Raw genomic sequence first — 21,673 nt, forward strand, 5'->3', positions numbered from 1 at the left:
GGAGCGGTGATGGCCATGTTGCGGCGGGAACTCGGGATCATGGTGGCCGTGCTGGTGGCGCTCGCGGGGTGCGCCGCCCAGCAGAAGGCCCCCGGTGCGGCGGGCGGCGCCGTACCCGGAGTGACGGACACGACGATCAGAATCGGCGGCGTACTGACCAAGACCAGCGCCAGCGGCTACTCCACCAAGGACGCCGAGATCGGCGCGAAGGCGCGCTTCGAGCGCGCCAACGCGGCGGGCGGGGTCCACGGCCGGAAGATCGAGTTCGTCGGCGCAGAGGACGACGGCCAGGACGCGGCCAAGGGCGACGCCGCGGCCAAGAAGCTCGTCCAGAAGGACCAGGTCTTCGCCGTGCTGCCGGTGCACGCGCCCAACTTCGGCGGCGCCGCCTTCCTCGAACAACAGGGCGTCCCCTGGTACGGCTGGGCCACCGGCCCCCAGTGGTGCGGCACCAAGACCGGCTTCGGCTACAGCGGCTGCCTGGCCCCCAAGACGGGCGCGGGCTCCCAAACCTGGTGGGGACGGCAGATGGCCGACCTGCTCGGCGGCGCCGACGGCAAGAGCGTCTACGTGCAGACCTCCGACTCCAGCGGCAGCAAGTACGGCGGCAAGACCATCTCACAGTCCTTCGAGGCGGCCGGGTTCACGCTCGTCGGCCTCAACTCGGCGCTGCCCGCCGCCGCGCCGCCACCCGACTGGCTGCCGTACGTCAACAAGATCATGACCTCGGACGGTGGCCGGCCGCCCGACATCGTGGTCTCGATCATCGCCGGGACCAAGTTCAACGTCGGGCTCTACACGGCGCTGAAGAAGGCCGGCTACAAGGGCACGCTCAGCGACGCCACCAGCTACGACGTGGCCATCCTCAAGGACCCGGCCACCGCGCAGGCGATGGAGGGCGTGATCGCCGCGCCCATGTTCGAGCCCTTCGAGTCGACCGCGCCGGAGATCGCCCAGTTGCGGCAGGACGTGGAGAAGGTCGCCCCCGGCACCCCGCTCACCCAGCACCTGGCCATCGGATACTGGTCGGCCGACATCTTCCTCGACATGGCCGGCAAAGCCGGCAAGGACCTCACCCGGCAGAAGGTGCTCGACGTGGGCAACGGCTCCTACAACTACGAGAACGCGGGCTTCGGCAGGGTCCAGTACCCCAAGGACCATGCCGAGCCGAACGGCTGCGGCGCGCTGGTCAAGCTTGAGAGCGGCGCGTTCCAGGTGGCCAAGAACATGAAGTGCTTCGACAACGTGCCGCTCAAATGATCCTGGGCTACATTCTCAGCGGGCTGGTCACGGGCGCGATCTTCGCGGTGATGGGCTCGGGCCTGACCCTGTCCTACGCGGCCACCGGGGTCTTCAACTTCGCGCACGGGGCGGTCGGCTTTCTGACCGCTCTGGTGTACTACGAGCTCAATGTGGCGTTGGGGCTGCCGACGTGGGTGTGTGCGGTGGTGGCCGTTGGCTTTTTCGCCCCCTTACTCGGATATTTCCTGCACCGGGTGATGTTTCGGGGTTTGGCGCAGGCGGGGGAAACCGCGCAGATTGTCGGCACGATCGGGCTGACGATCGCGCTGCCCGCCGCCGGGCTGCTCCTCGTCGACCTCCTCGAACTCCCCAGCGCCGACGCCACCTCCCTCCCCCGCGGCCTCGGCCCCTTCCCGGCCACCTCCTTCACCGTGCTCGGCGTGCCGCTCGACTCCGGGCAGCTCATCACGTTCGCCTTCGCCGCCGTCGCCGCGCTCGGGCTGTGGGCGTTCATGCGGCACACGCCGTACGGCCTGCGGATGCGCGCCAGCGTCGACCGGCGGCGCCTGGCCACCCTGCGCGGCATCGACGCCGACGCCACCTCCGGCCTGGCCTGGATGCTCGGCTCCGGCCTGGCCGGGCTGGCCGGGGTCCTGGCCGTCTCGATCATCGGGCTGGACGCGACCGCGTACACCGTGCTGCTGTTCGCCTCGGCGACCGCCGCGGTCTTCGGGCGGCTGCGCTCGATCCCGTGGACGTTCGCGGCCGGGCTCGGGCTGGGCGTCGTGCAGAACCTGGTCGCCGGATACACCGACTTCCTGTCGGAGATCACCGGCCTGCGTACGGCGGTGCCGGTCCTGCTGCTGTTCGCCGGCCTGATCCTGCTGAACCGATCCCGCGAACGCGTCGCCGGCAGCGCGGCCGAGGACGCGCCGCCGCCCGACTACCTCGCGGGCATCCCGGCCTGGCGGCGCCGGCTGCCGTGGGCTGTTTCGCTGGCCGTACTGATCGTCTTCACCTTCACCGCCCAGGAGTACTACGTCGGCATCGCCGCCCACGGGCTCGTCCTGGCACTGATCTTCTGCTCCTTCGTCGTGGTGACCGGGATCGGTGGCATGGTCAACCTGGCCCAGGCCGCCTTCGCCTCGATGGCCGCGCTGACCTGCGGCTGGGCGTTCGCCTCCGGCCTGCCGTTCGCGGTGGCGATCGTGCTCGGCGTCCTGGCGGCGACGGCCGTGGGCATGCTGGTGGCGCTGCCCGCCCTGCGCCTGGGCGGCCGCATCCTGACCTTGGCCACGCTCGCCCTGGCCCTGCTGGCCGACCAGGTGCTCTTCCAGGTGGACGCGTTCAGCAACGGCACCATCGGCTGGCAACTGCCCGCCCTGGGCTTCGGCTTCGCCGACACCTCCGATCCCCGCGTACGCGTCGTCGTCCTCCTGCTCCTCATCGGCCTGGTCGCCCTGCTGGTGCGCAACCTCGAACGCTCCGCCTCCGGCCGCGCCATCCTCGCCGTCCGCTCCGCCCCGGCCGCCGCCACCACCTCGGGCATCTCCGGCCCCCGAACCAAGATCATGCTCTTCGCTTTGGCCTCGGGGATCGCCGGGCTGGGCGGAGTGCTGTTCGCCGTCTCCAAGGGCTCCATCACCGCCACCGACCTGCCGGCGTTCGCCGGGTTCGTATGGCTGGCCGTGGTGGTCCTCCAGGGCGTCCGGCGGATCGGCGGTGCCGTACTGGGTGGCCTGATCGCCGCCGCCTTCCCCGAAATCCTCTCAGCCTGGCACATCTCCGCGCACGTGGGCGCGATCCTGTTCGGAGCAGGCGGCGTAATCCTCGCAAAACACCCCGACGGCGTCCTCACCCAACTAGCCCAACAACGCCACCACCACCACCGCCGCCAACGCCACTCCACCCTTACCGCACCCACCTCAACCCTCCCCCACCCCCTGCCCCCACCCGACACCACGCCCGAACCCACCAAGCCCGAACCCACCAAGCCCGAACCCACCACGCCCGCATCCACCAAGCCCGAACCCACCACGTCCGAACCCACCGCGCCCGAACCCACCGCGCCCGCACCCACCACGTCCGAACCCACCGCGCCCGAACCCACCGCGCCCGCACCCGGCACGTCCGAACCCACCGCGCCCGCACCCGGCACGACCACACCCGCCCCTGCCCCACCTCTCCCCCGCACCCCGATCACCCCGGCTTCCAGCACCAGCCCAACCACCCTTGGCCCGACTCTCACGCCCACCCCTACTGCACCTGCCTCGGCTCTCCCCCACGCCGTGACCGCACCCGACTCCACCTCCGAACCCACCGCGCCCGCACCAACCCCAACCGCGCCCACACCAGCACCAGCACCGGCACCCGCACCGGCGGCACCGGCAGCGGCAGCGGCGACGCCCAGCACAGGCACGCGCGGGACGGCCGCAGGCACCTCACCCGCGTCGGCGCGTACCACGGCCGGAGCGGAAGCACCCACTGCCAGGCCCGGACCCGCTACGGCCGGGGCTGTGGCGGTGCCGAGGCCGCGGAGTGCGGGTGGGCCGGTGGGTGGGGCCGGGGAACTGGACGCCACGCCGTTGTTCCGGCTGGACAACGTGGTGGCCGGGTATGCCGACACGACCGTGCTGCGCGGCGTGGACCTGGAGGTGCACGAGGGCGAGGTCGTCGCCCTGCTGGGCGCGAACGGGGCCGGCAAGTCCACCGCCTGCGCCGTGGCAGCCGGAGACCTGCCCGTCAGCGCGGGCCGGATACTGCTCAACGGCATAGACGTCACCCGATGGCCCGCGCACCGGCGGGTCGGCGAGGGCATCCTGCTGGCGCCGGAGGGCCGCGGCGTCTTCCCCGGCCTCACCGTTGACGAGAACCTGCGCACCTGGCTCCCCGATCCGGAGGCGGTTTACGACCGGATGCCGCAGCTCGCGGCCCGCCGTACCCTGGCCGCAGGAGCCCTCTCCGGCGGCGAACAGCAACTGCTCACACTCGCGCCCGCCCTCATCAAACCCCCCGCGGTACTGATCGCCGACGAACCCTCGCTCGGCCTGGCGCCACTGATCGTGCAGCAGGTCTTCGAGGTCTTCGCCGAACTCAGCGAACGCGGCGTGGCACTGCTCCTGGTCGAGGAGAAGGCGACAGAGGTACTGGCGGTGGCGGACAGGGTCGCGTTCATGAGCCTGGGCCGCATCACCTGGACCGGCCCCCGCTCCGAGGTAGACCCAACCCGCCTCACCGCCACCTACCTGGGAGCCCCCTAATGCCCAACCACCCCACCACCAACCACCCGCCTCCGTCCCGACACCCCTCCCGACACCTCGCCTCGGCACCTCCGTCCGACACCCCCTCCCGACACCTCGTCTCAGCACCTCCGTCCCGGCACCTCTGCCCCGCATCTCCTCGCGGCGCTTCTGGCCCGCACCCCTCCCGACACCCCCTCCCGGCACCTCCTTTCGGCACCTCCGTCCCGGCATCTCCGTGCGGCACCTCCGTCCCGGCATCTCCGTGCGGCGCCTCCGTCCCGATACCTACAGCCTGCCGACCAGCACCCCACCAGCCCACAGAGCACCCCGGCGGCCTCACTGCCTGCCCCGCGCGGCACCTCACCCGGCCCCAAACCTTCCGGGCAGCGTCCCAGCAGCCCTCACACTTGTCGGGGCGAACCTGCCAGATCATGGTTGGGCGTACCTGCCAGGCCTTTCCGGGCGTACCTGCAAGGCGGTGTCCACGATGCGCATGAGGGCTGATTTGTCAGTCTCCACCGCTGGGCCCGGTTCTCAGCGGCACCACGATCGCTCACTGTCGATTGCCCGGGGGTGTTGATGCCCACAACCACTGACCTGCCGCTCACCACCACGGCCGGAGCGCACCGCGATCTGTTCGCCGGCGTCTGCTCGGGGGTGTTGTGATGCTTGCGATCGAGGACGTGTCGGTTGCCTTTGGCGGGGTGCGAGCGTTGTCGGAGGTGACGTTCGAGGTGCCGGAGGGGCAGATCTGTGGCGTCATCGGGCCGAATGGGGCGGGGAAGACGACGCTGTTCGATGTCGTGTGCGGTTTGCGCAGGCCGCTGAGCGGGCGGGTGGGGGTGGATGGCGCTGATGTGACCGCGCTGTCGCCGCTTCGGCGGGCAAGAGTGGGGTTGCGCCGTACATTTCAGCGTACGCAGGTGTTCGGGCGGCTCACTGTCGCGGGCAATGTGCTGGCTGCGCTTGATTGGCGTGGGGGTGGTGGTGGGCTGCCTGCCGATCTGGTCGGGTGGCCGACTCGGCGGCGGTTGGAGCGTGAGCGGGCTCGGCGGGTGGCGGAGGTTCTGGAGTTGTGCGGGCTTACTGAGCTTCGGGATGCCTACGCCGCGGCCCTCCCCGTTGGGCAGCGGCGGCTGGTCGAGCTGGCGCGGGCGATCGCCGACCGTCCGCGCCTGCTGCTGCTCGACGAGCCCACCTCGGGCCTCGACCACGACCAGACGGTACGGCTCCGCCAGGTCGTCGCCGCGCTGGACACCACGGTCCTGCTGGTGGAGCACGACATGGGCTTCGTCATGGGCACCTGTGACCGGCTGGTCGTCCTCGACCTGGGCAAGGTCATCGCCCGCGGCACACCGGCGGAGATCCGGGAGAACCCGGTGGTCCGAGCGGCCTACCTGGGCTGACCTGGTTCGGATGGTCTGCCTGGGCTGGTCCAGCACGGCTTACCTGGGCTGACCTGGTCTGGGTCGCTTGCCTGGGCTGGCCTGGTCCAGCACGGCCTACCTGGGCTGACCTGGTCTGGGTCGCTTGCCTGGGCTGGCCTGGTCCACCGCCGGACCAGCCCGGGCATGGCCTGGATGCGAGGGTGGTTCGCCGCCGGGCCAGGTCCGGGCATTGCCGGGGATGCGAGGGTTGTTCAGGCCTGGCGGTGGCGGTACTCGTCAGGGTCGGCGTCGCGGGGGGTGTGGCCGTCGATGGGAGGCTCGGGGGTTCCCTGAGGTGTTGCGTTCTCGGGGGTTGAGGCTAGGGGTGCTCGTGCGGCGGACACGGGCGAAGGCGTGGGGCTTGCTGTGGCCTGGGGTGCTGGTTTGGCTTGCGTCGTGACCTGGGAGGCGGCCGTCCGTGGGGTGGTGGGTGCGGGCCTGGCGGTGGCCGGGGAGGCGAGCGTGGCGGTGAGGGCTACGACTCCGGCGAGTGCCCCGGCGATGACGCTGAGGTGGTGGAGGCGGGCGTGCATGTGGCGGCTCCAAGGGGTGCTGCGGGTTGGAGGGCCTAGCATCGCTCAGCCGGGGTGGGCTCTGGGGGGCAGAACGGGGTTCTGGGGATAACGGCGACGCTCGGGCGAGAGCCTGTGGATAAGCGCCGGTCCATGGCGCGGCCGGGTTCCGGCCCAGAGGGGCAGTGGCCCAGGGCATTCGGGCTCAGGGTGTCAGCTGCCCAGGGAGGGTGGGTGGAGCTCTGGGCGTCGGCGGCCCGGGTGTCCGCGACTCAGAGTGCCGGTGGTTCGGGGTGCCGGTGGTTCGGGGTGCCGGTGGTTCGGGGTGCCGGTGGTTCGGGGTGCCGGTGGTTCGGGGTGCCGGTGGTTCGGGAAAGGTTTGGGCCCAGCGGGTCAAGTGCTCAGAGGGTTTGGGGGGGTGGGGGATTGGGCGAGGTGGAGGAGTTCGGTGCGGATGAGGTTCTCCGGCAGGTCCATCGTGTGGACGACGCCCCACTGCAACGCCCCCAGCACAGCCCATCCACGGATCCGGTCCCGTTCTGAGGGGTTGGGGCCGACCAGGCGTTCGTGGATGGCGTCGCGGAAGGTGCGGATGGCCTCGCCGGGGGTGCCGGGTGGGGCGGAGTCGGCGGTGCCGAAGTCTTCCATGAGGAGCCGGATCACCGCCCTGTTGCGCACCACGCAGTCCACCAGCGCGGGGACGAAGTCGTCGCGGGTGCCGAGCAGGGCGAAGACGTCGTCGGCGGCGGGCGCGAGGAGTTCGGCGGCCAGCCGGTCCTTCGGGTGGAAGTGGTAGGCGACCGCGGTTTTGGTGAGGCCCACTTCGGCGGCGATGTCGGCCAGTGACGTGGCCGCGTAGCCGCGTTCGGCGAACAGGCGCTGGGCGGCGGCGAGGATGCGGCTGCGGGTGTCGTTCCCGGGGTCGATTGTGGTCATCATCTCATTTCCGGTTTAGCACGGGATTTCCGGAAATTTCCCGTCTAATCTCGGCATCGTAGACGCTGTACGAGCGTACAGGACGGGCGTAAACAATGACGAGGTTTCTCGGGCGGCTCGGTAGCTGGTGTGCACGGCACGGGCGGCTGGTACTGGCGTTATGGGTGATCGCGGCCGCCGGCCTCATGGTCGGCAGCCTGGTCTCCGGCCGGCCGGTCAGCAATGACGTGACCATTCCCGGCACCGACGCGCAGCGCGCGCACGACCTGATGCGCGACGGGTTCGGCCCGGGGTACGCGCCGGGCGGCACGGTGCAGCTGGTGCTCTATTCCGACAAGGGACCGCTCACGGACGAGCCGAAGAAGCAGGCCGTCGAAAGGTCCATGGACAAGCTCCGCGACCTCCCCCACGTCGAGCAGGTCGAGACGCCCTACCGGCGCGGCGGCATCGCCTCCAACCTGCAGATCGGCCTGATCGTGATCCGGATGGAGGGCCACGACAGCGCCAAGGTCGCCGAGACCTCGCAGGCGCTGTCGAAGGCCGCGGATCCGGCCCGCGCGGTGGGCATCGAGGTGGTTCCGGCGGACAGTTCGACGCCTGCCGACAAGGAGATCAAGACCGGCCCCAGCGAGATCATCGGCGTCACGTGCGCGTTGCTCGTGCTGGTGCTGGCCTTCGGCACGCTCGTGGCCGCCCTGATCCCGATCTTCACCGCGCTGGTCAGCGTGGCCGCGGGCCTGGGCGTGATCGGGCTGCTCGGGCATGTGGTCGACGTGCCGAAGCAGGCGGGCATCATGGCCACGATGATCGGGCTCGGCGTGGGCATCGACTACGCGTTGTTCCTGCTCTCGCGGCACCGCAAGCTGCTGGCCGACGGGGTGCCGGTGCTGGAGTCGGTGCGGCGGACGGTCTCCAGTTCGGGCGGCGCGGTCGTGTTCGCGGGCGGCACGGTGATCATCGCGCTCAGCGCGCTCGTGCTCGGCGGCTTCCCGCTGCTGCGCACGCTCGGCTGGATCACCGGCATCTCGGTCGTCTTCGCCGTGCTCACCTCGATCACGCTGGTCCCGGCGCTGCTCGGCGTACTGGGCGAGAAGGTCAACGCGCTCAAGGTGCCGTTCCTCGGCCGCCGCAAGGAGAGTTCCGGCGGCGGCTGGGCCGGGCTCGGCGCGTGGGTCGCCAAGCGGCCGTGGAGCGTCCTGCTGGCCAGTGTCCTGGCACTCGGCGCGCTCGCCGCGCCCGCGCTCGCGCTCAAGCTGGGACCGCTCGACGACGGGTACGGCACGCAGGGCTCGGCCCCCCGCCGCGCCTACGAACTGATGGCCACCGGCTTCGGCCCCGGCAGCAACGGCCCGCTGGTCGTCGTGGCGGAACTGGGCAACAAGGTCGCCAAGGCCACCGACCCGATCGTCGAAGGCCTGGCCAGGGACGTGGGCAAGATCGACGGCATCGCCCATGTGAGCCCGCCCAAGCTCAACGACGCCGGCCGTACCGTGCTGATCCAGGCGATCCCCGACTACGCGCCCAGCGACGAGCGCGCGCCCGCCGTCGTCGCGGCGGTCAGGGCGCTGGACAGGCCGGGCGTGAACGTGCACGTCGGCGGCGAGGTGGCCGCGCTCGCCGACGCCGCGGACCGTATCTCGGGCAACACACCGCTGGTCATCGGCGTGGTGGTGCTGCTCAGCGCGATGCTCCTGCTGCTGGCGTTCCGCGCGCCGGTGGTGGCGCTCAAGGCGGCGCTGATGAACCTGGTGTCGCTGGGGGCCGCGTTCGGCGCGCTCGCGATCGTCTTCTCCTACGGCCTGGGCAGCCAGTTGGTCGGCATGGACCCACCGGCCGACGCCTCCTACCTGCAGACCCTCTTGTTCACCGTGCCCATCGAGCCTTATGTGCCGTTGATGCTGTTCGCGGTGCTGTTCGGGCTCTCGATGGACTATGAGGTGTTCCTTCTCACCGCGGTACGGCAGGCGTACCTGAAACAGACGGAGCGCAGGAGCTCGCGACGAGAGAGCGACGAAGGAGCCAACGAGGAGCGAAGCGGGCGCGACCATGGACACAGTGACAACCGGAGGGCGGTGGCGGAGGGGCTGGGCTCGACCGGCCGGGTCATCACCTCCGCCGCCCTGATCATGGTCGCGGTGTTCGTCGCCTTCATCGCCTACCCGGACCCGCTGGTGAAGACGTTCGGCGTGGGGCTGGCGGTGGCCATCGCCGTGGACGCCACGATCATCCGCGGCTTCCTCGTCCCCGCCACCATGGTGCTGCTCGGCCGCCTCAACTGGTGGTGCCCGCGCTGGCTGGACCGACTGCTGCCCAACCTCTCGGTCGAAGGTCACGAGGACGACGAGGAGCCGCGGGTCTGGAAGAGTGAGCCCCATGTCGTATCCCGAAGTTAGGTACAAAGGCGACTCGGGAGAGCACAGCGGCGTGCTCCGCCCGGGCGATCAAGCCCCCGACCTGGTCATGGGCGCCGGCGGCACCGAGGTGCACTATCTCGGAACCGGCGCCACCACCGATGGGCAGTTCGGGCTGTATCGGTGGGAGATGGGCGTCCGGCCGGGCGGCGCCACCCCGCACTTCCACCGGACGATCTCCGAGTCGTTCTACGTGATCTCCGGCTCGGTCAAGCTCTACAGCGGCGACACGTGGGTGGACGGCCGGCCCGGCGACTTCCTGTACGTGCCGCCCGGCGGTCACCACGGCTTCCGCAACGAGTCGGGCGAGCGCGTGACCATGCTGATCCTGTTCACGCCGGGCGCGCCGCGGGAGGCGTACTTCGAGGCGCTGGCCGAGCTCGCCACCTCCGGCCGCAAGCTGAGCGACGAGGAGTGGACCGAGCTGTATCACCGGCACGACCAGTACATGGTCTAGAGCCCGAGGATCTCCCTTTCCACGTGGTCGAGGGCCAGCCGTACCCCGCCCAGAGCGACGCTCTCGTCACCGAACGTGGAGGTGACCACCTCGGGCACGCCGAGGCACAGGTCGGTCAGATGGCGGCGGAACGGCACGAGCAGGACGTCGCCCGCGCGGGAGTAACCGCCGCCGACCACCAGCAGGTCGGGGTCGACGGCCAGCACGAGGGCGGCGGCCCCGATCGCGAGCTTCTCCGCGAAGCGCTCCACCGCGCGGGCGGCGGCGGGATCGCCGTCGCCGGCGGCCTTGAAGACGGCGGCCGCCTCGCCGTGCGTGTCGAGTTCCGCGGCGGCGTCCTCCCAGCCGACCTGGCGCAGCGCGCCGATCTCGCCGGCCGCGCCGGTCCTGCCGCCATGGAGCCGCCCGCCGATCAGCATGCCCGCGCCGACCCGATGGCCGACCAGGACGTAGACGACGTCGGCGGCGTGCTGCGCGCTGCCGCGCCAGTGCTCGGCCAGGGCGGCGAGGTTGGCGTCGTTGGCGGCCAGGCCCTTGCACCCGAACCAGCCCCCGGCCAGCCCCGCGAGGTCGACGCCCGTCCAGCCGGGCAGCACGGTCGACAGGGAGACGCGGCCCGAGCGGTCCACGACGCCCGTGGTGCCCGCGCAGACCGCCCACACCCGGGTACGGGCCACGCCCGCGACGTCCACGCAGGCCAGGGCGGCCTGGCGGGCGGCCTCCAGGCGTTCGGGCGCGGGGGCGCCGTCGGAGACGGGCACGCGGTGCCAGCCGACGACCTCGCCGTTGAGGTCGGCGAGCGCGGCGAGGATCTTGTTGGCGCCGATGTCGACGCCGAGCACGTATCCGGCGTCGGCGCGGAAGCCGAACCTGCGGGCGGGCCGGCCCATGACGCCTTCGTCCGGCGGGATCTCCCTGACCCAGCCGCGCTCGGCCAGCTCGTCCAGGACGGCCTCGACGGTCTGCCGGGACAGCCCGGTGATCCGGCCGAGCCGGGTGAGCGTGGCCACGCCTTCGCGGCGTAGCGCGTTCAGCGTGACCTGGGTGTTCACCCGTCGCAGGAGCGAAGCGTCACCCGCCACTTATGTGACTCCGTTTCATAACTGTGACCGACTCCACCTATTGACCTGTTTGACCTCGAATCCTAGCATCGGCCGACATACGTGAATTGGTTACATATCTGGAGGGCTGATGGTCACTCTCGCCGTCGTCGGCGCGGGTTCACGCGGGTCCGGGTACGCCCGCCGCGCCGAGGGCAGGGCACGCGTGGTGGCCGTCGCCGACCCGCTGGCCGCCCGCCGGGAACGTTTCCCCGACGCCGCCCAGTACGCCGACTGGCGCGAGCTGGCCGCCCTCCCCCGCCAGGCCGACGCCGTGATCATCGCCACCATGGACGCCGACCACGTCGAGCCCGCGGTCCGCTTCGCCGAGCTCGGCTACCACATCCTGCTGGAGAAGCCGATGGCGGTCTCCGAGCAGGACTGCCGCACGATCGTGGCCGCCGCCGAGAAGGCCGGCACCGTCTTCGCCGTCTGCCACGTGCTGCGCTACACGCCCTACACCCGGACACTCAAGCAGCTGCTCGACACGGGCGCCATCGGCGAGATCGTCAGCGTGCAGCACCTGGAACCGGTCGGCTGGTGGCATCAGGCCCACTCCTACGTGCGCGGCAACTGGCGGCGTACCGACGAGTCGACCTTCATGCTGCTCGCCAAGTCCTGCCACGACCTCGACTGGCTCGTGCACATCATGGGCAGGCAGGTCACCCGGGTCTCCTCCTTCGGCGGCCTCAAGCACTTCCGCCCGGAGAACCGTCCCGAGGGCGCCGCCGACCGCTGCCTGGACTGCGCGGTCGAGAGCACCTGCCCCTACTCCGCGCCCCGCCTCTACCTGCCGCTCGCCGGGCGCGAGAGCTGGCCGCTGACCGTGATCACCGAGGACGTCTCGGCGGCGGGCGTACGCGAGGCGCTGCGCACCGGCCCGTACGGCAGATGCGTCTACGCCTGCGACAACGACGTCGTCGACCACCAGGTCGTCAACATGGAGTTCGAGGGCGGCGCGAGCGCGGCGTTCACCATGACCGCCTTCACCCCCCAGCAACACCGCCAGACCCGGATCTTCGGCACGCACGGCTCCATCGAGGGCGACGGCGTGCTGCTGAAGGTGACCGACTTCGTGACGGGCGAGACGTCCGTCGTCGACAGCTCCGCCACCGGCGACGGTACGGCCGGCGGCGGTCACGGCGGCGGCGACGAGGGCCTGATGGCGGCGTTCCTGAGCGCGGTCGAGACCGGAGACCGCTCGGCCGTGCTGTCCTCGCCCGGCGAGAGCCTGCACAGCCACCTGATCGCCTGGGCGGCCGAGAGGTCCCGCCTCGACGGCACCACCGTCACCTTGGAAGGAACCCCCCGATAATGCACGGTAAGAAGATCACGGCCGCTCTGGTCGCGGGACTGCTGGGCCTCGGCCTGGCGGCTTGCGGCGGGCAGGACGCCGGATCCACCAGCACCCAGAAACCGGCCGACGGCGGGCGCGGCCCGCTCACCTTCGCCAGCGGCAAGTTCGAGGCCGAGGCCACGCAGAAGATCGTCGACACCTGGAACGCCGCCCACCCGAACGAGAAGGTCACCTCGGTCCTGCTGCCGGAGAGCGCCGACGAGCAGCGCCGCAAGCTCATCCAGAACGCCCAGACCAAGTCCGACGCCTTCGACGTCCTGCTCATCGACGCCGTGTGGACCGGCGAGTTCGCCGCCAACCGCTGGGCCGACGAGCTGACCGGGCCGCGCTTCGACGTCACCGGCTTCCTGCCCCCGTCCGTCGAGACCGGCAAGTACCGGGGCAAGCTCTACGCGATGCCGCTGTTCACCGGCACCGGGCTGCTCTACTACCGCAAGGACCTGGTCAAGGAGCCGCCCAAGACCTGGGACGAGATGAAGAAGATCTGTGCCGAGGTGCTGCCGAAGCAGAAGGGCATGTCCTGCTACGGCGGGCAGTTCGACAAGTACGAGGGCCTGACCGTCAACTTCGCCGAGGCGGTCAACTCGGCCGGCGGCCAGTTTCCCGAGGTCAGCAGCGAGTCGGCCAAGCAGGCCGCGCGGTTCCTGGCCGACGGATTCACCTCCGGGATGATCCCCAAGGAGGCGGTCACGTACAAGGAGGAAGAGGGGCGCGTCGCCTTCCAGGAGGGCAAGCTGCTCTTCTACCGCAACTGGGCCTACATGTACGAGGCCGCCAACAAGACCGACGGCTCCAGCAAGGTCGCCGGCAAGTTCGACGTGGCGCCGATCCCCGGGCTGAACGGGCCGGGCGCCGGCACGCTCGGCGGCAACAACCTGGCCCTGTCGGCCTTCTCCAAGCACAAGGAGACGGCCAAGGACTTCATCGCCTTCGTCACCTCGGCCGAGCAGGAGAAGGCGTTCGCGCTCATCAACTCCACGCCCATGGCCAGGGCCTCGCTCTACGAGGACCCCGAGCTGATCAAGAAGTACCCGTACCTGCCCGCGCTCAAGGAGGGCATCCTGGCGGCCAAGCCGCGGCCTTCGGCGGTCAAGTACGGCGACGTCACCGCGGCCATCCAGGAGTCGGCGTACGCGATCGTCTCCGGGACCAAGCCCGTCGACCAGGCGCTCGCCGAGATGCAGTCCGCGCTGAGCCCCCTGCTCAAGTGATCCGCACCAGGCAGAATCTCCTCGGCTGGGGGATGGTCTCGCCGACGCTGGTCGTACTGGCGCTGGTGGTGTTCTATCCCCTGGTCGCGGCGATGCGCGAATCCTTCTACACCAGCGGTCAGACGCTCGACGCCGACGGCTTCGTGGTCGAGGGCGAGCGGTTCGCCGGCGCGGCCAACTACGCCGGCGTCCTCGGCGAGCGCTTCCTCAACGCCACGCTCAACACCACGCTGTTCACGGTGGTGACGGTGGCGTTGGAGGTCGTGCTCGGCGTCGCGATGGCGCTGGTCATGCACCGCGCCTTTCGCGGGCGCGCGTTCCTGCGGGCCAGCATCCTGGTGCCGTGGGCGGTGCCGACCGCGGTCTCCGGCCTCATGTGGAAGTGGATCTTCCAGGCGGACGGCGTCGCCAACGCGATCCTCGGCACCCAGATCCTCTGGACCGCCGACGGCGTGTGGGCCAAGCTGGCCGTGATCATCGCCGACGTGTGGAAGACGTCGCCGTTCGTCGGCCTGCTCGTGCTGGCAGGGCTGCAGATCATCCCGGCCGAGGTGTACGAGGCCGCCCGCGTCGACGGCGCCTCGGCCGCGCAGCGGTTCTGGCGGATCACGCTCCCGCTGGTGAAACCGGCGCTGCTGGTGGCGGTGCTGTTCCGGCTCATGGACGCCCTGCGCGTCTTCGACCTGCCGTACGTGCTCATCGGACCGCGCAAGGCGTCGGTCGAGACGTTGTCCGGGCTGATCTGGGACGAGGCCACCCGCGTCCACTACGGCCCCGCCTCCGCCTACGGCACCGCCCTGTTCGTCTACATCGCGGTGATCGCGTTCGTGTTCGTGAAGCTGCTGGGCGCCGACCTGCTGAGCGACGTCCGGGCCCGCAAGAAGGAGTCGCGCGATGCTGCTGCGTAGAGCGGGCCTGGTGGGCATCGCCCTGTACTGCCTGGTGCCCTTCTACTGGATGGTGGTCTCCAGCTTCCGCCGTACCTCCGACATCTACGACAAGTCGCCGGTGCCGGTGCCGTGGTCGCTGGAGAACTACGCCGCCGTCTTCGCCGAGGGCATGGGCTTCGGCCGCGCGCTGGGCAACAGTCTGCTGGTCGCCTCCGTCACGACCGCCGTGACGCTGCTCGTGGGCACCATGACGGCGTACGCGCTGGCCCGGCTGACCTTCCGCGGCAAGAACCTCATCCTCGCCCTGATCATCGCCGTGTCCATGTTCCCCGGGGCGCTGCTGATCGTGCCGCTGCTGAAGCTGTTCACCACGATCGGCTGGATCAACACCTACCAGGCGATGATCGTGCCTTCGATGTCGTTCGCCCTGCCGCTGACCGTGTGGAACCTGACCGTCTTCTTCCGCCAGCTCCCCCTGGAACTGGAGCAGGCCGCCATGATCGACGGCTGCACGGCCTTCGCCGCCTTCCGCCGCGTCCTGCTCCCCCTGGCCGCCCCCGGCGTCTTCACCACCGCTATCATCGCCTTCATCTGCACGTGGAACGAGTTCATCATCGCCGTGACCATGGTCAACGACCAGGCGACGCAGACCGCGACGGTCCGCATCGCCCAGTTCACCGGGGCGGCCAAGTTCGACACCCCGTTCGGCACGCAGATGGCCGCGGGCGTCCTGGTGACGATCCCGCTGGTCCTGCTGGTCCTGTTCTTCCAGCGCCGCATCGTCGCCGGCCTCACGGCGGGCGCCCTGAAGTAGCCCTCACCAGCAGACCGGCAACGCCCGCACCCCTCCGGTCACCGACGAACGATCACACTCGACCTCCTCCGCCGGTACGGCCAGCCGCAACGCCGGCAGGCGAAGGAAGACCGTCGTGAGCACCAGGTGCAGCAGCAGCCGGGTCAGCTGCGCGCCCAGGCAGTAGAACTTGCCGTGCCCGAAGCCGAGGTGCGGGTTGGGCACGCGGTCGATCAGGAACGCGCCGGGCTCGCGGAACCAGCGCGCGTCCCGGTTGGCGGCCTGCATCGACAGGACCACCAGGTCCCCCGCTCGCATCCTGGCCGCACCCAGGTCGATGCCGGCCAGCGCGTACCGGGGGATCCAGCTGCCTCCCGGCACCGCCACCCGCATGATCTCCTCGACCGCGGAGGGAGCCAGGCCGGGCTCGGCCACCAGCCGCCGCCGCTGAGCCTGATCGGCCAGCAGGTACAGCAGCCCGTATCCGATCCGCGCCGCGACCGTCTCGTACTCCACCAGCCCCACGTGGCCGCACAGGACATCGGTGGCCGCCTCGGGGCCGAGCGCGGCCAGCCGGGTGATCACGTCCTTGCCCGCCCTGCCACGCTCCCGCTCGACCATCCTGCTCATCGCCGCGCGCATCCCGGCCGGCTCGTCCGCCATCCGTCCCGGCGCGCGTAACCAGCGGGAGCGCCACCGGTAAAGCTCCCACTCCGGTTCCGGTACGCCCACGAAGCCGTAGACCGCCCGCATGGCGTACGGCACGGCCAGTTCGGCATACAGGTCGGCGGCCGAGCCTCGGGCCACGAGTTTCGACAGGATCTCGTCGAGCACGGCCTGGGCCCGCGCCCGCTCCGCGGCCACCCGGCGCCTGCCGTACGCCGGTAACAGCAGCGCGCGCTGGCGCCGATGAGCGGCCATCTCGCCGTGAACGTCGCCCGGCGGATCGAACAGCCGCGCCGGCCACAGCCGCGGGGCGGACGCGGGATCGGGGTGGGACCGGCCGATGCGCCCGTCGGCGCAGAGCGCGCGCACGTCGGAGTAGCGGGTCACCAGCCAGCCGGCGGCCCCCGCGGCGGTGCGCACGCGGACCGGACCCTCCCGAGCGCGAAGACGCTCGAACTCGGGAGGCTCGGCGAAGGGAGTGGGCGCCGTGAAGGGCATCGGCCCGAACTCCTCTGACACGGCGCGGTCCCCCTGGCTGGAAGGTTCCTCTGGCGGTGCCGCTCAGCTCGTACGGCCGCTCCCCGCCGGCCGGAGCGCCTCGGCGACGTTCACGATCGCTTCGACGAACGCGGGAATCGAGTCCTTGTGGAAGCGCAGGTACAGGCCGGGCTCGACCAGTTCGAGCTCGGTCAGGATGGGGTTTCCCGCCGCGTCGTCGGCCATGTCGACCCGGGCGTACAGGAGCTTGTCCGCATCGGGCACGGTGGCCAGCACCCGATCGGCGAGGTCCCGTTCCGCGGCGGTCGGCCGCCAGGGCTCGGTGCCGGGGTGCGCGTCCCTGGGCGCGTCGTAGCGCAGGCCGGGCGCGAGGACCGCCCGCTTGCGGATGGCGTGCAGGAAGCGGTTGCGGACGAAGACCAGCGCCCGCTCCCCGCTCACGTCGATACGCGAGAGGTACGGCTGGACCATAGCGGTGACCCCGTCGGCATGGATGCGTTCGACGTGGGCGGCGGCCTGGTCCCGATCGGCGGGGGTGTAGCGGGCGGCGAAGCGCGCCCCCGCCCCCACGGCCGGTTTGACGACGAAGTCGTGCCCGGCGGGCAGCTCGACGGCCGAGCCGGGAACCAGGTACGTGGTCGGCACCACGGGGACCTTCCGCTCACGCAGTTCGAGCAGGTACTCCTTGCGGGCGTTCCAGTGGATGATCTCCGGCGGGTTCGCCACGCGGGTGCGCTCCGCGCAGCGGTCGACCCACGCCAGGAACTCGGCCGAACGCCAGGAGTAGTCCCACGGAGAGCGGACGACGGCGAGATCGAAACAGGACCAATCGATTTCTGGATCGTCCCAATAGGTGATTTCCGCTTCGGCTTCGACCTCGTCGAAGGCCGCGTGCAGCAGCGGCATATCCAAATCGGGATTGACTTCCGGTCGCGGTCTGGCGGTCACCAAGGCAATGCGCGCATGAGTCATGTGCACCCGTCCTTTGGAAATCGGCCGCCCTTATAGAACCATGACAATTGGGCGCGGGCAACGATTCTCTAGGGCAGATGTCTATGAGGAATGGCGGAGGGACTCCTGGATGTTAGTAAGGTTTCGGCTCGCGTGCAGGGAGTCCGGATGATGCGCGCCCAAAACCTTGATGCTGCGGTCGCGGGTTTCTTTCTGCAGGCGGAAGGCCTCCTCTGAACGGCCCATCGTGTGCAGGGTCTCGGCCAGGCTCGTGGCCGACTGCAGCGTGTGCGGGTGATCTTCGCCGAGTGTCCGCCGCCGGCGGCTCAGCGCCTCGACCTGCAGGGTGTGGGCCCGCTCGTGGTCGCCCAGAGTCCGCAGGTCGACCGCGAGGTTGTTGGCCGAGCGTAGGGTGTCGGGATGATCGTCGCCCAGTACCTCCCGGTACCGGGCGTAGGTCTCTTCGTGCAGGTCGCGGGCTTCCTCGAAGCGGCCGAGCGCGTGGAGCGCCACCGCCAGGTGGTTGGCGGAGTGCAGGGTGTGCGGGTGCCTCGGGCCGAGCACGCGCTCGTAGCGCTCGAAGGCGTCCTTCTGTAACGCGTAGGCCTCCCGGTCGCGGCCGAGCAGGTGCAGATTGATCGCGGATCCGTGCTTGAGCCGCAGGGTCAGGGGGTCGTCGGCGCCCAGTCCCGCCTCCGCCTCGTCGGCCGCCTGCTCGTAGAGCCGGGCCGCGTCCGCGTAGTCGCCCTGTTCGCGCAGCGCCCTGGCCAGGTCACGGGCGGCGGCGAGGGTCTGCGCGTGCCGGGGGCCGAGGGTCTTCTGCCATTGCGCGTAGAGCTGGGCGGAGAACCTGGCGCTGGCCTGGGCCTCGCCCCGCTCGATCAGGTACCAGCCGGCGTCGCAGGCCATCCCCCGCAGGTCGTGGTCGCCGGAGGCGTCCGGGGCGACGGCGAACAGGTGCGGGACCATGCGTGACCAGGCGGCCCATCCGGCGGGGTCCTCCGGGTCGCCGGGCCGGTAGTGGGCCAGCAGCGCCCTGGCGTGCTCCAGGACGATCTCCTGCTCGGCCGGCGGCAGGTGATCGCGGATGATGCTCTGGGTGAGCCGGTGCAGCCGGAGCCCGCCGCGCGCGCCGACCGCCAGGCCGAAGCGGCTCAGGGAGCCGACGCCCCGGCGCAGGGCGAGCGCGTCGTCCTCGGCCGCCGTCAGGCCGTCCAGCGGGCCTTTCCCGGCCGCGACCGGGTGCGCGCCGACCAGCCACTCCACGGGAATCGTGTCCGGCGCGAGGAACGAGCAGATCCGGGCCAGGGCCAGGCCGACCGGTTCGTGCCTGGCCAGCCGTTCGATGGTCAGGCCCACGGCCGCGGCCAGTGAGTGCGGGTACTCGCCCGCCGCGCCCTCGCTCAGCACCTCCTTCGGCCGTGAGCGCAGCAGCCCCAGGTAGTCGCCCGGGGCGGTCGCGGTCTCGGCCAGAAAGGTGCCCGCCTGCACCAGCGCGAGCGGGAGGTCGCCGAGCTCGGCGGCCAGCGCCGCCGCCTCGGACCCCCGCAGGTCCGGGCCGTGACTGCGGATCAGCTGGACCGACTCGGCCCGCTCCATCACGTTCACCGGGACGGTGACGGCCAGGTGCTCCCAGCCGCCAACCCGGGAGGTGATCACCACGTGGCCGGGGCCGCCGGGCAGCCAGCGGCGGACCAGCCCGGGATCCTCGGCGTTGTCGATCAGCAGCAGCCAGCCGGAGTGCTGGCGCAGGTGCGCCTTGAGCAGGGCGACCGCGCTGCCCGAGTCGACGTCGGGGATCGCCAGCCGTAACTGGACCGACAGCTCCGCCAGTTGCTTGCCGATGAGCATCGGGTCCTCGGCGTCGATCCACCACACGACGGAGTAGTCGGCGGCGAACTGGTGCGCGTACTCGATCGCGATCTGTGTCTTGCCCACGCCGCCCCAGCCGCGCAGCACCTGGACCTTGGCCAGGCCGCCGGTGCGGAAGCGGCGGCCCAGTTCGGCGATGACCTCTTCCCTGCCGGTGAACTCGGGGTTGCGCGGCTCGACGTTCCAGACGGTGGGCAGCATGCCGGTCGCGGGCGGAGCACCGGTGGCGTAGCGGGCGAGCGCCGCCTCCACCGTGGCGGTCAGCGGATCGGCGTCGCCGAGCGTCTCCCTGCAGTCGGCCAGAAGCTCCCCCAGCAGCGACGGGGCGGAGGGGGCGCCGCGCTGGGCCAGGATCGTCGCCCGCTCGTGGCGCAGGCTCAGGCACGCGGGCGACTTGTCGCAGGCGGCGCCGCGGCACAGCTCCACGACGCCGCCGGAGATCTGCTCGGCCAGCTCGTGCTGTCCGGACTCGGCGAGGACGGACACCGCCTGATGCAAGATCGGGACAATCTCCTCCAGCCGCGCGCCGTGCTCGGACAGCCGGCGCCGTTCCCGGGCCAGGTCCTCGCCCAGGCGGTCGGCCAGCTCTCTGGCCTCCCTCAACGGCGGCTCCCCTTCGGCCGCGCGGGCGCCGTCCGTGATGGCGCCGGCGTTGTACTCGGCGGCCAGCCGATTCCATACCTGGAGCCAGGTCACCTGCTCGGCCGCCGGCACCTCACAGACGTTGAGAAAGGTAATCAGAAAGGCCTTCGTTGGGAACTTACGCCCGTTGAGTACTTCCCCCAGCGTTGTGCGCGGCAGCGAGCCACCGGCGGAGACCGCACGTTTCTCCAGATCGCGATAGGCCGGCATATCCGCCCGCGCACGCAGTATCCGCATAAGTCGCGCCAAGTCTTCCTTTGTCGCGACCTTTGTCACAGCAGAGGCAAGGTCAGCCGACTCTTCTCCCATAACGCCTCATTGAACTGTCCGCGATTGTCCAAGCTTGTCCGCAAGAGTACGCGAATTGTCCGCTCTTTAGCACCCGGTGCGCATTTATGTGACCGCTATCGCGGGGAAAAGCCGGACCTATTCTCCGCGCCCGCGTCCCCGCGTGTCCTGTCCCATCCGCGAGTGGCGCGGATCCAGCACGATCTTGTCCACCGCTCTGGCGGGACAGTCGCGCGCGAGCGTTCATGGACGCAGGTAAGGAGGTTCCGGGATGGATCTGAAGCACGTGTTCGACGCCCTGGGCAGCAGCTCGGGATATCTGGTGGCGGGGGTCGCCGCCATTGTCCTGGTCGTCCTCGTCGGCGCGTACCGGCAGGGCAGGTCGATCGAGTTCTGGCCGCCGCGGGTGGGACCGCGCGAGGAGGCGCTCGCCCCGGCGGCGGCGACCGACGACGAGGCCGTCCAGCTCTTCGAGACCACGCAGGCGCGCGACTTCTACCAGGCGATCGCCCCCAACTACGACCAGCGCAACTCCGCCAACCTGCTGGAGACCCACCGGGCGGTCATCAGGCTGCTGGTCGGCCTGCGCGACGCCAAGCCCAATCTCCGCGTCCTCGACCTGGGCGGCGGCTCCGGCAAGAACGTCGCGACGCACTTCTTCCTCGACACCTCGATGCGCTGGACCTACGTGGACTTCTGTCCGGGCATGGCCGAGCAGTTCCAGCGTCATCTGGCGGGTCAGCCGCTCTACGAGCGCACGAAGATCCTCGTCGAGGACATCAACCGGGTCCGCGACCGCATCGCGCCCCGGTCGCAGGATGTCATCCTGCTCAACCTCGTCCTGTCCTCGATGCCGGAGATGCCGGACTTCGGGCGGCTGGCCGGTCTGCTCGCTCCGGGCGGAACGCTGATCGTCTGCGACATCGACCCCGGCTACACCGAGGCCCACCCGCTCTACCAGGCCATGTCCACCAGTGGCGCCAAGGTCGGGCTCCGTACCCGGGCCGTCCCGCCGCTCGCCGTCGGCGCCCGGGCGGACGAGGCCGGACTCCAGCTCAGCGCCATGCGGCAGGTCTACGCCGACCGCCTCTACTCCTTCGTCGCCGTGTTCGTCAACGCCACGCGCGTACGCGGCGGGAACACCGAGGTCCCCGCCGTCGAGGCGCCCGCCTCGTGAG

General features: G+C 70.7%; 16 protein-coding genes. 10 read left to right on the forward strand and 6 right to left on the reverse strand.

All coding sequences use genetic code 11. The features are described from left to right. Positions 1-9: 9 nt before the first annotated feature. The 3 genes from ACFWY5_RS35750 to ACFWY5_RS35760 all read left to right on the forward strand — a co-directional run bounded on the left by ACFWY5_RS35750 (position 10) and on the right by ACFWY5_RS35760 (position 5,890). The gene (locus ACFWY5_RS35750; RefSeq protein WP_379637246.1) at positions 10-1,260 is read left to right on the forward strand and encodes an ABC transporter substrate-binding protein; all 1,251 of its coding nucleotides are present in this window, start codon (positions 10-12) and stop codon (positions 1,258-1,260) included. Beyond that, positions 1,257-4,502 (forward strand): ATP-binding cassette domain-containing protein, encoded by a 3,246-nt coding sequence (locus ACFWY5_RS35755; RefSeq protein ID WP_379637248.1) that lies wholly within the window; start codon positions 1,257-1,259, stop codon positions 4,500-4,502. Before ACFWY5_RS35750 ends, ACFWY5_RS35755 begins: the two co-directional genes overlap by 4 nt. A gap of 647 nt (positions 4,503-5,149) precedes the next feature. After that, positions 5,150-5,890: an ABC transporter ATP-binding protein gene (locus ACFWY5_RS35760; protein ID WP_379637250.1), complete on the forward strand. Its 741-nt coding sequence runs from the start codon at positions 5,150-5,152 to the stop codon at positions 5,888-5,890. A 233-nt stretch (positions 5,891-6,123) separates the two neighbouring features. Here ACFWY5_RS35760 and ACFWY5_RS35765 read toward each other — a convergent pair whose 3' ends face one another. Next, the gene (locus ACFWY5_RS35765; RefSeq protein WP_379637252.1) at positions 6,124-6,444 is read right to left on the reverse strand and encodes a hypothetical protein; all 321 of its coding nucleotides are present in this window, start codon (positions 6,442-6,444) and stop codon (positions 6,124-6,126) included. A gap of 372 nt (positions 6,445-6,816) precedes the next feature. Continuing rightward, positions 6,817-7,362 carry a TetR/AcrR family transcriptional regulator gene (locus ACFWY5_RS35770; protein ID WP_379637254.1) on the reverse strand — a complete coding sequence of 182 codons (546 nt, stop codon included), beginning with the start codon at positions 7,360-7,362 and terminating at the stop codon, positions 6,817-6,819. A 92-nt stretch (positions 7,363-7,454) separates the two neighbouring features. Between ACFWY5_RS35770 and ACFWY5_RS35775 the strand changes: the two genes are divergently transcribed. Continuing rightward, entirely contained in the window at positions 7,455-9,752 is a 2,298-nt protein-coding gene (locus ACFWY5_RS35775; RefSeq protein WP_379637257.1) for an MMPL family transporter, read from the forward strand. Continuing rightward, complete coding sequence (locus ACFWY5_RS35780) at positions 9,733-10,227, forward strand: cupin domain-containing protein (RefSeq protein WP_379637259.1); 495 nt, start codon at positions 9,733-9,735, stop codon at positions 10,225-10,227. Before ACFWY5_RS35775 ends, ACFWY5_RS35780 begins: the two co-directional genes overlap by 20 nt. On the opposite strand, the gene ACFWY5_RS35785 is transcribed toward ACFWY5_RS35780, so the two are convergent. Beyond that, complete coding sequence (locus ACFWY5_RS35785) at positions 10,224-11,309, reverse strand: ROK family transcriptional regulator (RefSeq protein ID WP_379620589.1); 1,086 nt, start codon at positions 11,307-11,309, stop codon at positions 10,224-10,226. The two genes, ACFWY5_RS35780 and ACFWY5_RS35785, sit on opposite strands and share 4 nt — an antisense overlap. 109 nt (positions 11,310-11,418) lie before the next feature. Here ACFWY5_RS35785 and ACFWY5_RS35790 point away from each other — a divergent pair, with 109 nt between their 5' ends. The 4 genes from ACFWY5_RS35790 to ACFWY5_RS35805 are packed head-to-tail and all read left to right on the forward strand — an operon-like array spanning position 11,419 to position 15,599. Then, the gene (locus tag ACFWY5_RS35790; protein ID WP_379620587.1) at positions 11,419-12,642 is read left to right on the forward strand and encodes a Gfo/Idh/MocA family protein; all 1,224 of its coding nucleotides are present in this window, start codon (positions 11,419-11,421) and stop codon (positions 12,640-12,642) included. Beyond that, positions 12,642-13,895 (forward strand): ABC transporter substrate-binding protein, encoded by a 1,254-nt coding sequence (locus ACFWY5_RS35795; RefSeq protein ID WP_379620585.1) that lies wholly within the window; start codon positions 12,642-12,644, stop codon positions 13,893-13,895. Before ACFWY5_RS35790 ends, ACFWY5_RS35795 begins: the two co-directional genes overlap by 1 nt. Continuing rightward, positions 13,892-14,803: a carbohydrate ABC transporter permease gene (locus ACFWY5_RS35800; protein ID WP_379620583.1), complete on the forward strand. Its 912-nt coding sequence runs from the start codon at positions 13,892-13,894 to the stop codon at positions 14,801-14,803. Before ACFWY5_RS35795 ends, ACFWY5_RS35800 begins: the two co-directional genes overlap by 4 nt. Next, positions 14,790-15,599, forward strand: coding sequence for a carbohydrate ABC transporter permease (locus ACFWY5_RS35805; protein ID WP_379620581.1), 810 nt, complete (start codon positions 14,790-14,792; stop codon positions 15,597-15,599). Before ACFWY5_RS35800 ends, ACFWY5_RS35805 begins: the two co-directional genes overlap by 14 nt. Before the next feature lie 3 nt (positions 15,600-15,602). Here the strand turns inward: ACFWY5_RS35805 and ACFWY5_RS35810 are convergent, their stop codons facing one another. The 3 genes from ACFWY5_RS35810 to fxsT form a co-directional block, all read right to left on the reverse strand. Beyond that, the gene (locus ACFWY5_RS35810; protein ID WP_379637262.1) at positions 15,603-16,763 is read right to left on the reverse strand and encodes a cytochrome P450; all 1,161 of its coding nucleotides are present in this window, start codon (positions 16,761-16,763) and stop codon (positions 15,603-15,605) included. 42 nt (positions 16,764-16,805) lie between these two features. Continuing rightward, positions 16,806-17,648, reverse strand: a complete 843-nt coding sequence (locus ACFWY5_RS35815) for a RimK family alpha-L-glutamate ligase (protein WP_379620577.1) — start codon at positions 17,646-17,648, stop codon at positions 16,806-16,808. 147 nt (positions 17,649-17,795) lie between these two features. Continuing rightward, positions 17,796-20,279, reverse strand: coding sequence for an FxSxx-COOH system tetratricopeptide repeat protein (gene fxsT, locus ACFWY5_RS35820; protein WP_379637264.1), 2,484 nt, complete (start codon positions 20,277-20,279; stop codon positions 17,796-17,798). A gap of 487 nt (positions 20,280-20,766) precedes the next feature. On the opposite strand from fxsT, the gene ACFWY5_RS35825 reads away from it, so the two are divergent. Further along, complete coding sequence (locus ACFWY5_RS35825; RefSeq protein WP_379637266.1) at positions 20,767-21,672, forward strand: class I SAM-dependent methyltransferase; 906 nt, start codon at positions 20,767-20,769, stop codon at positions 21,670-21,672. The last annotated feature ends 1 nt before the right edge of the window (position 21,673 follow it).

This window comes from Nonomuraea sp. NPDC059007, from assembly GCF_042740555.1.
Classification (GTDB): Bacteria; Actinomycetota; Actinomycetes; order Streptosporangiales; family Streptosporangiaceae; genus Nonomuraea.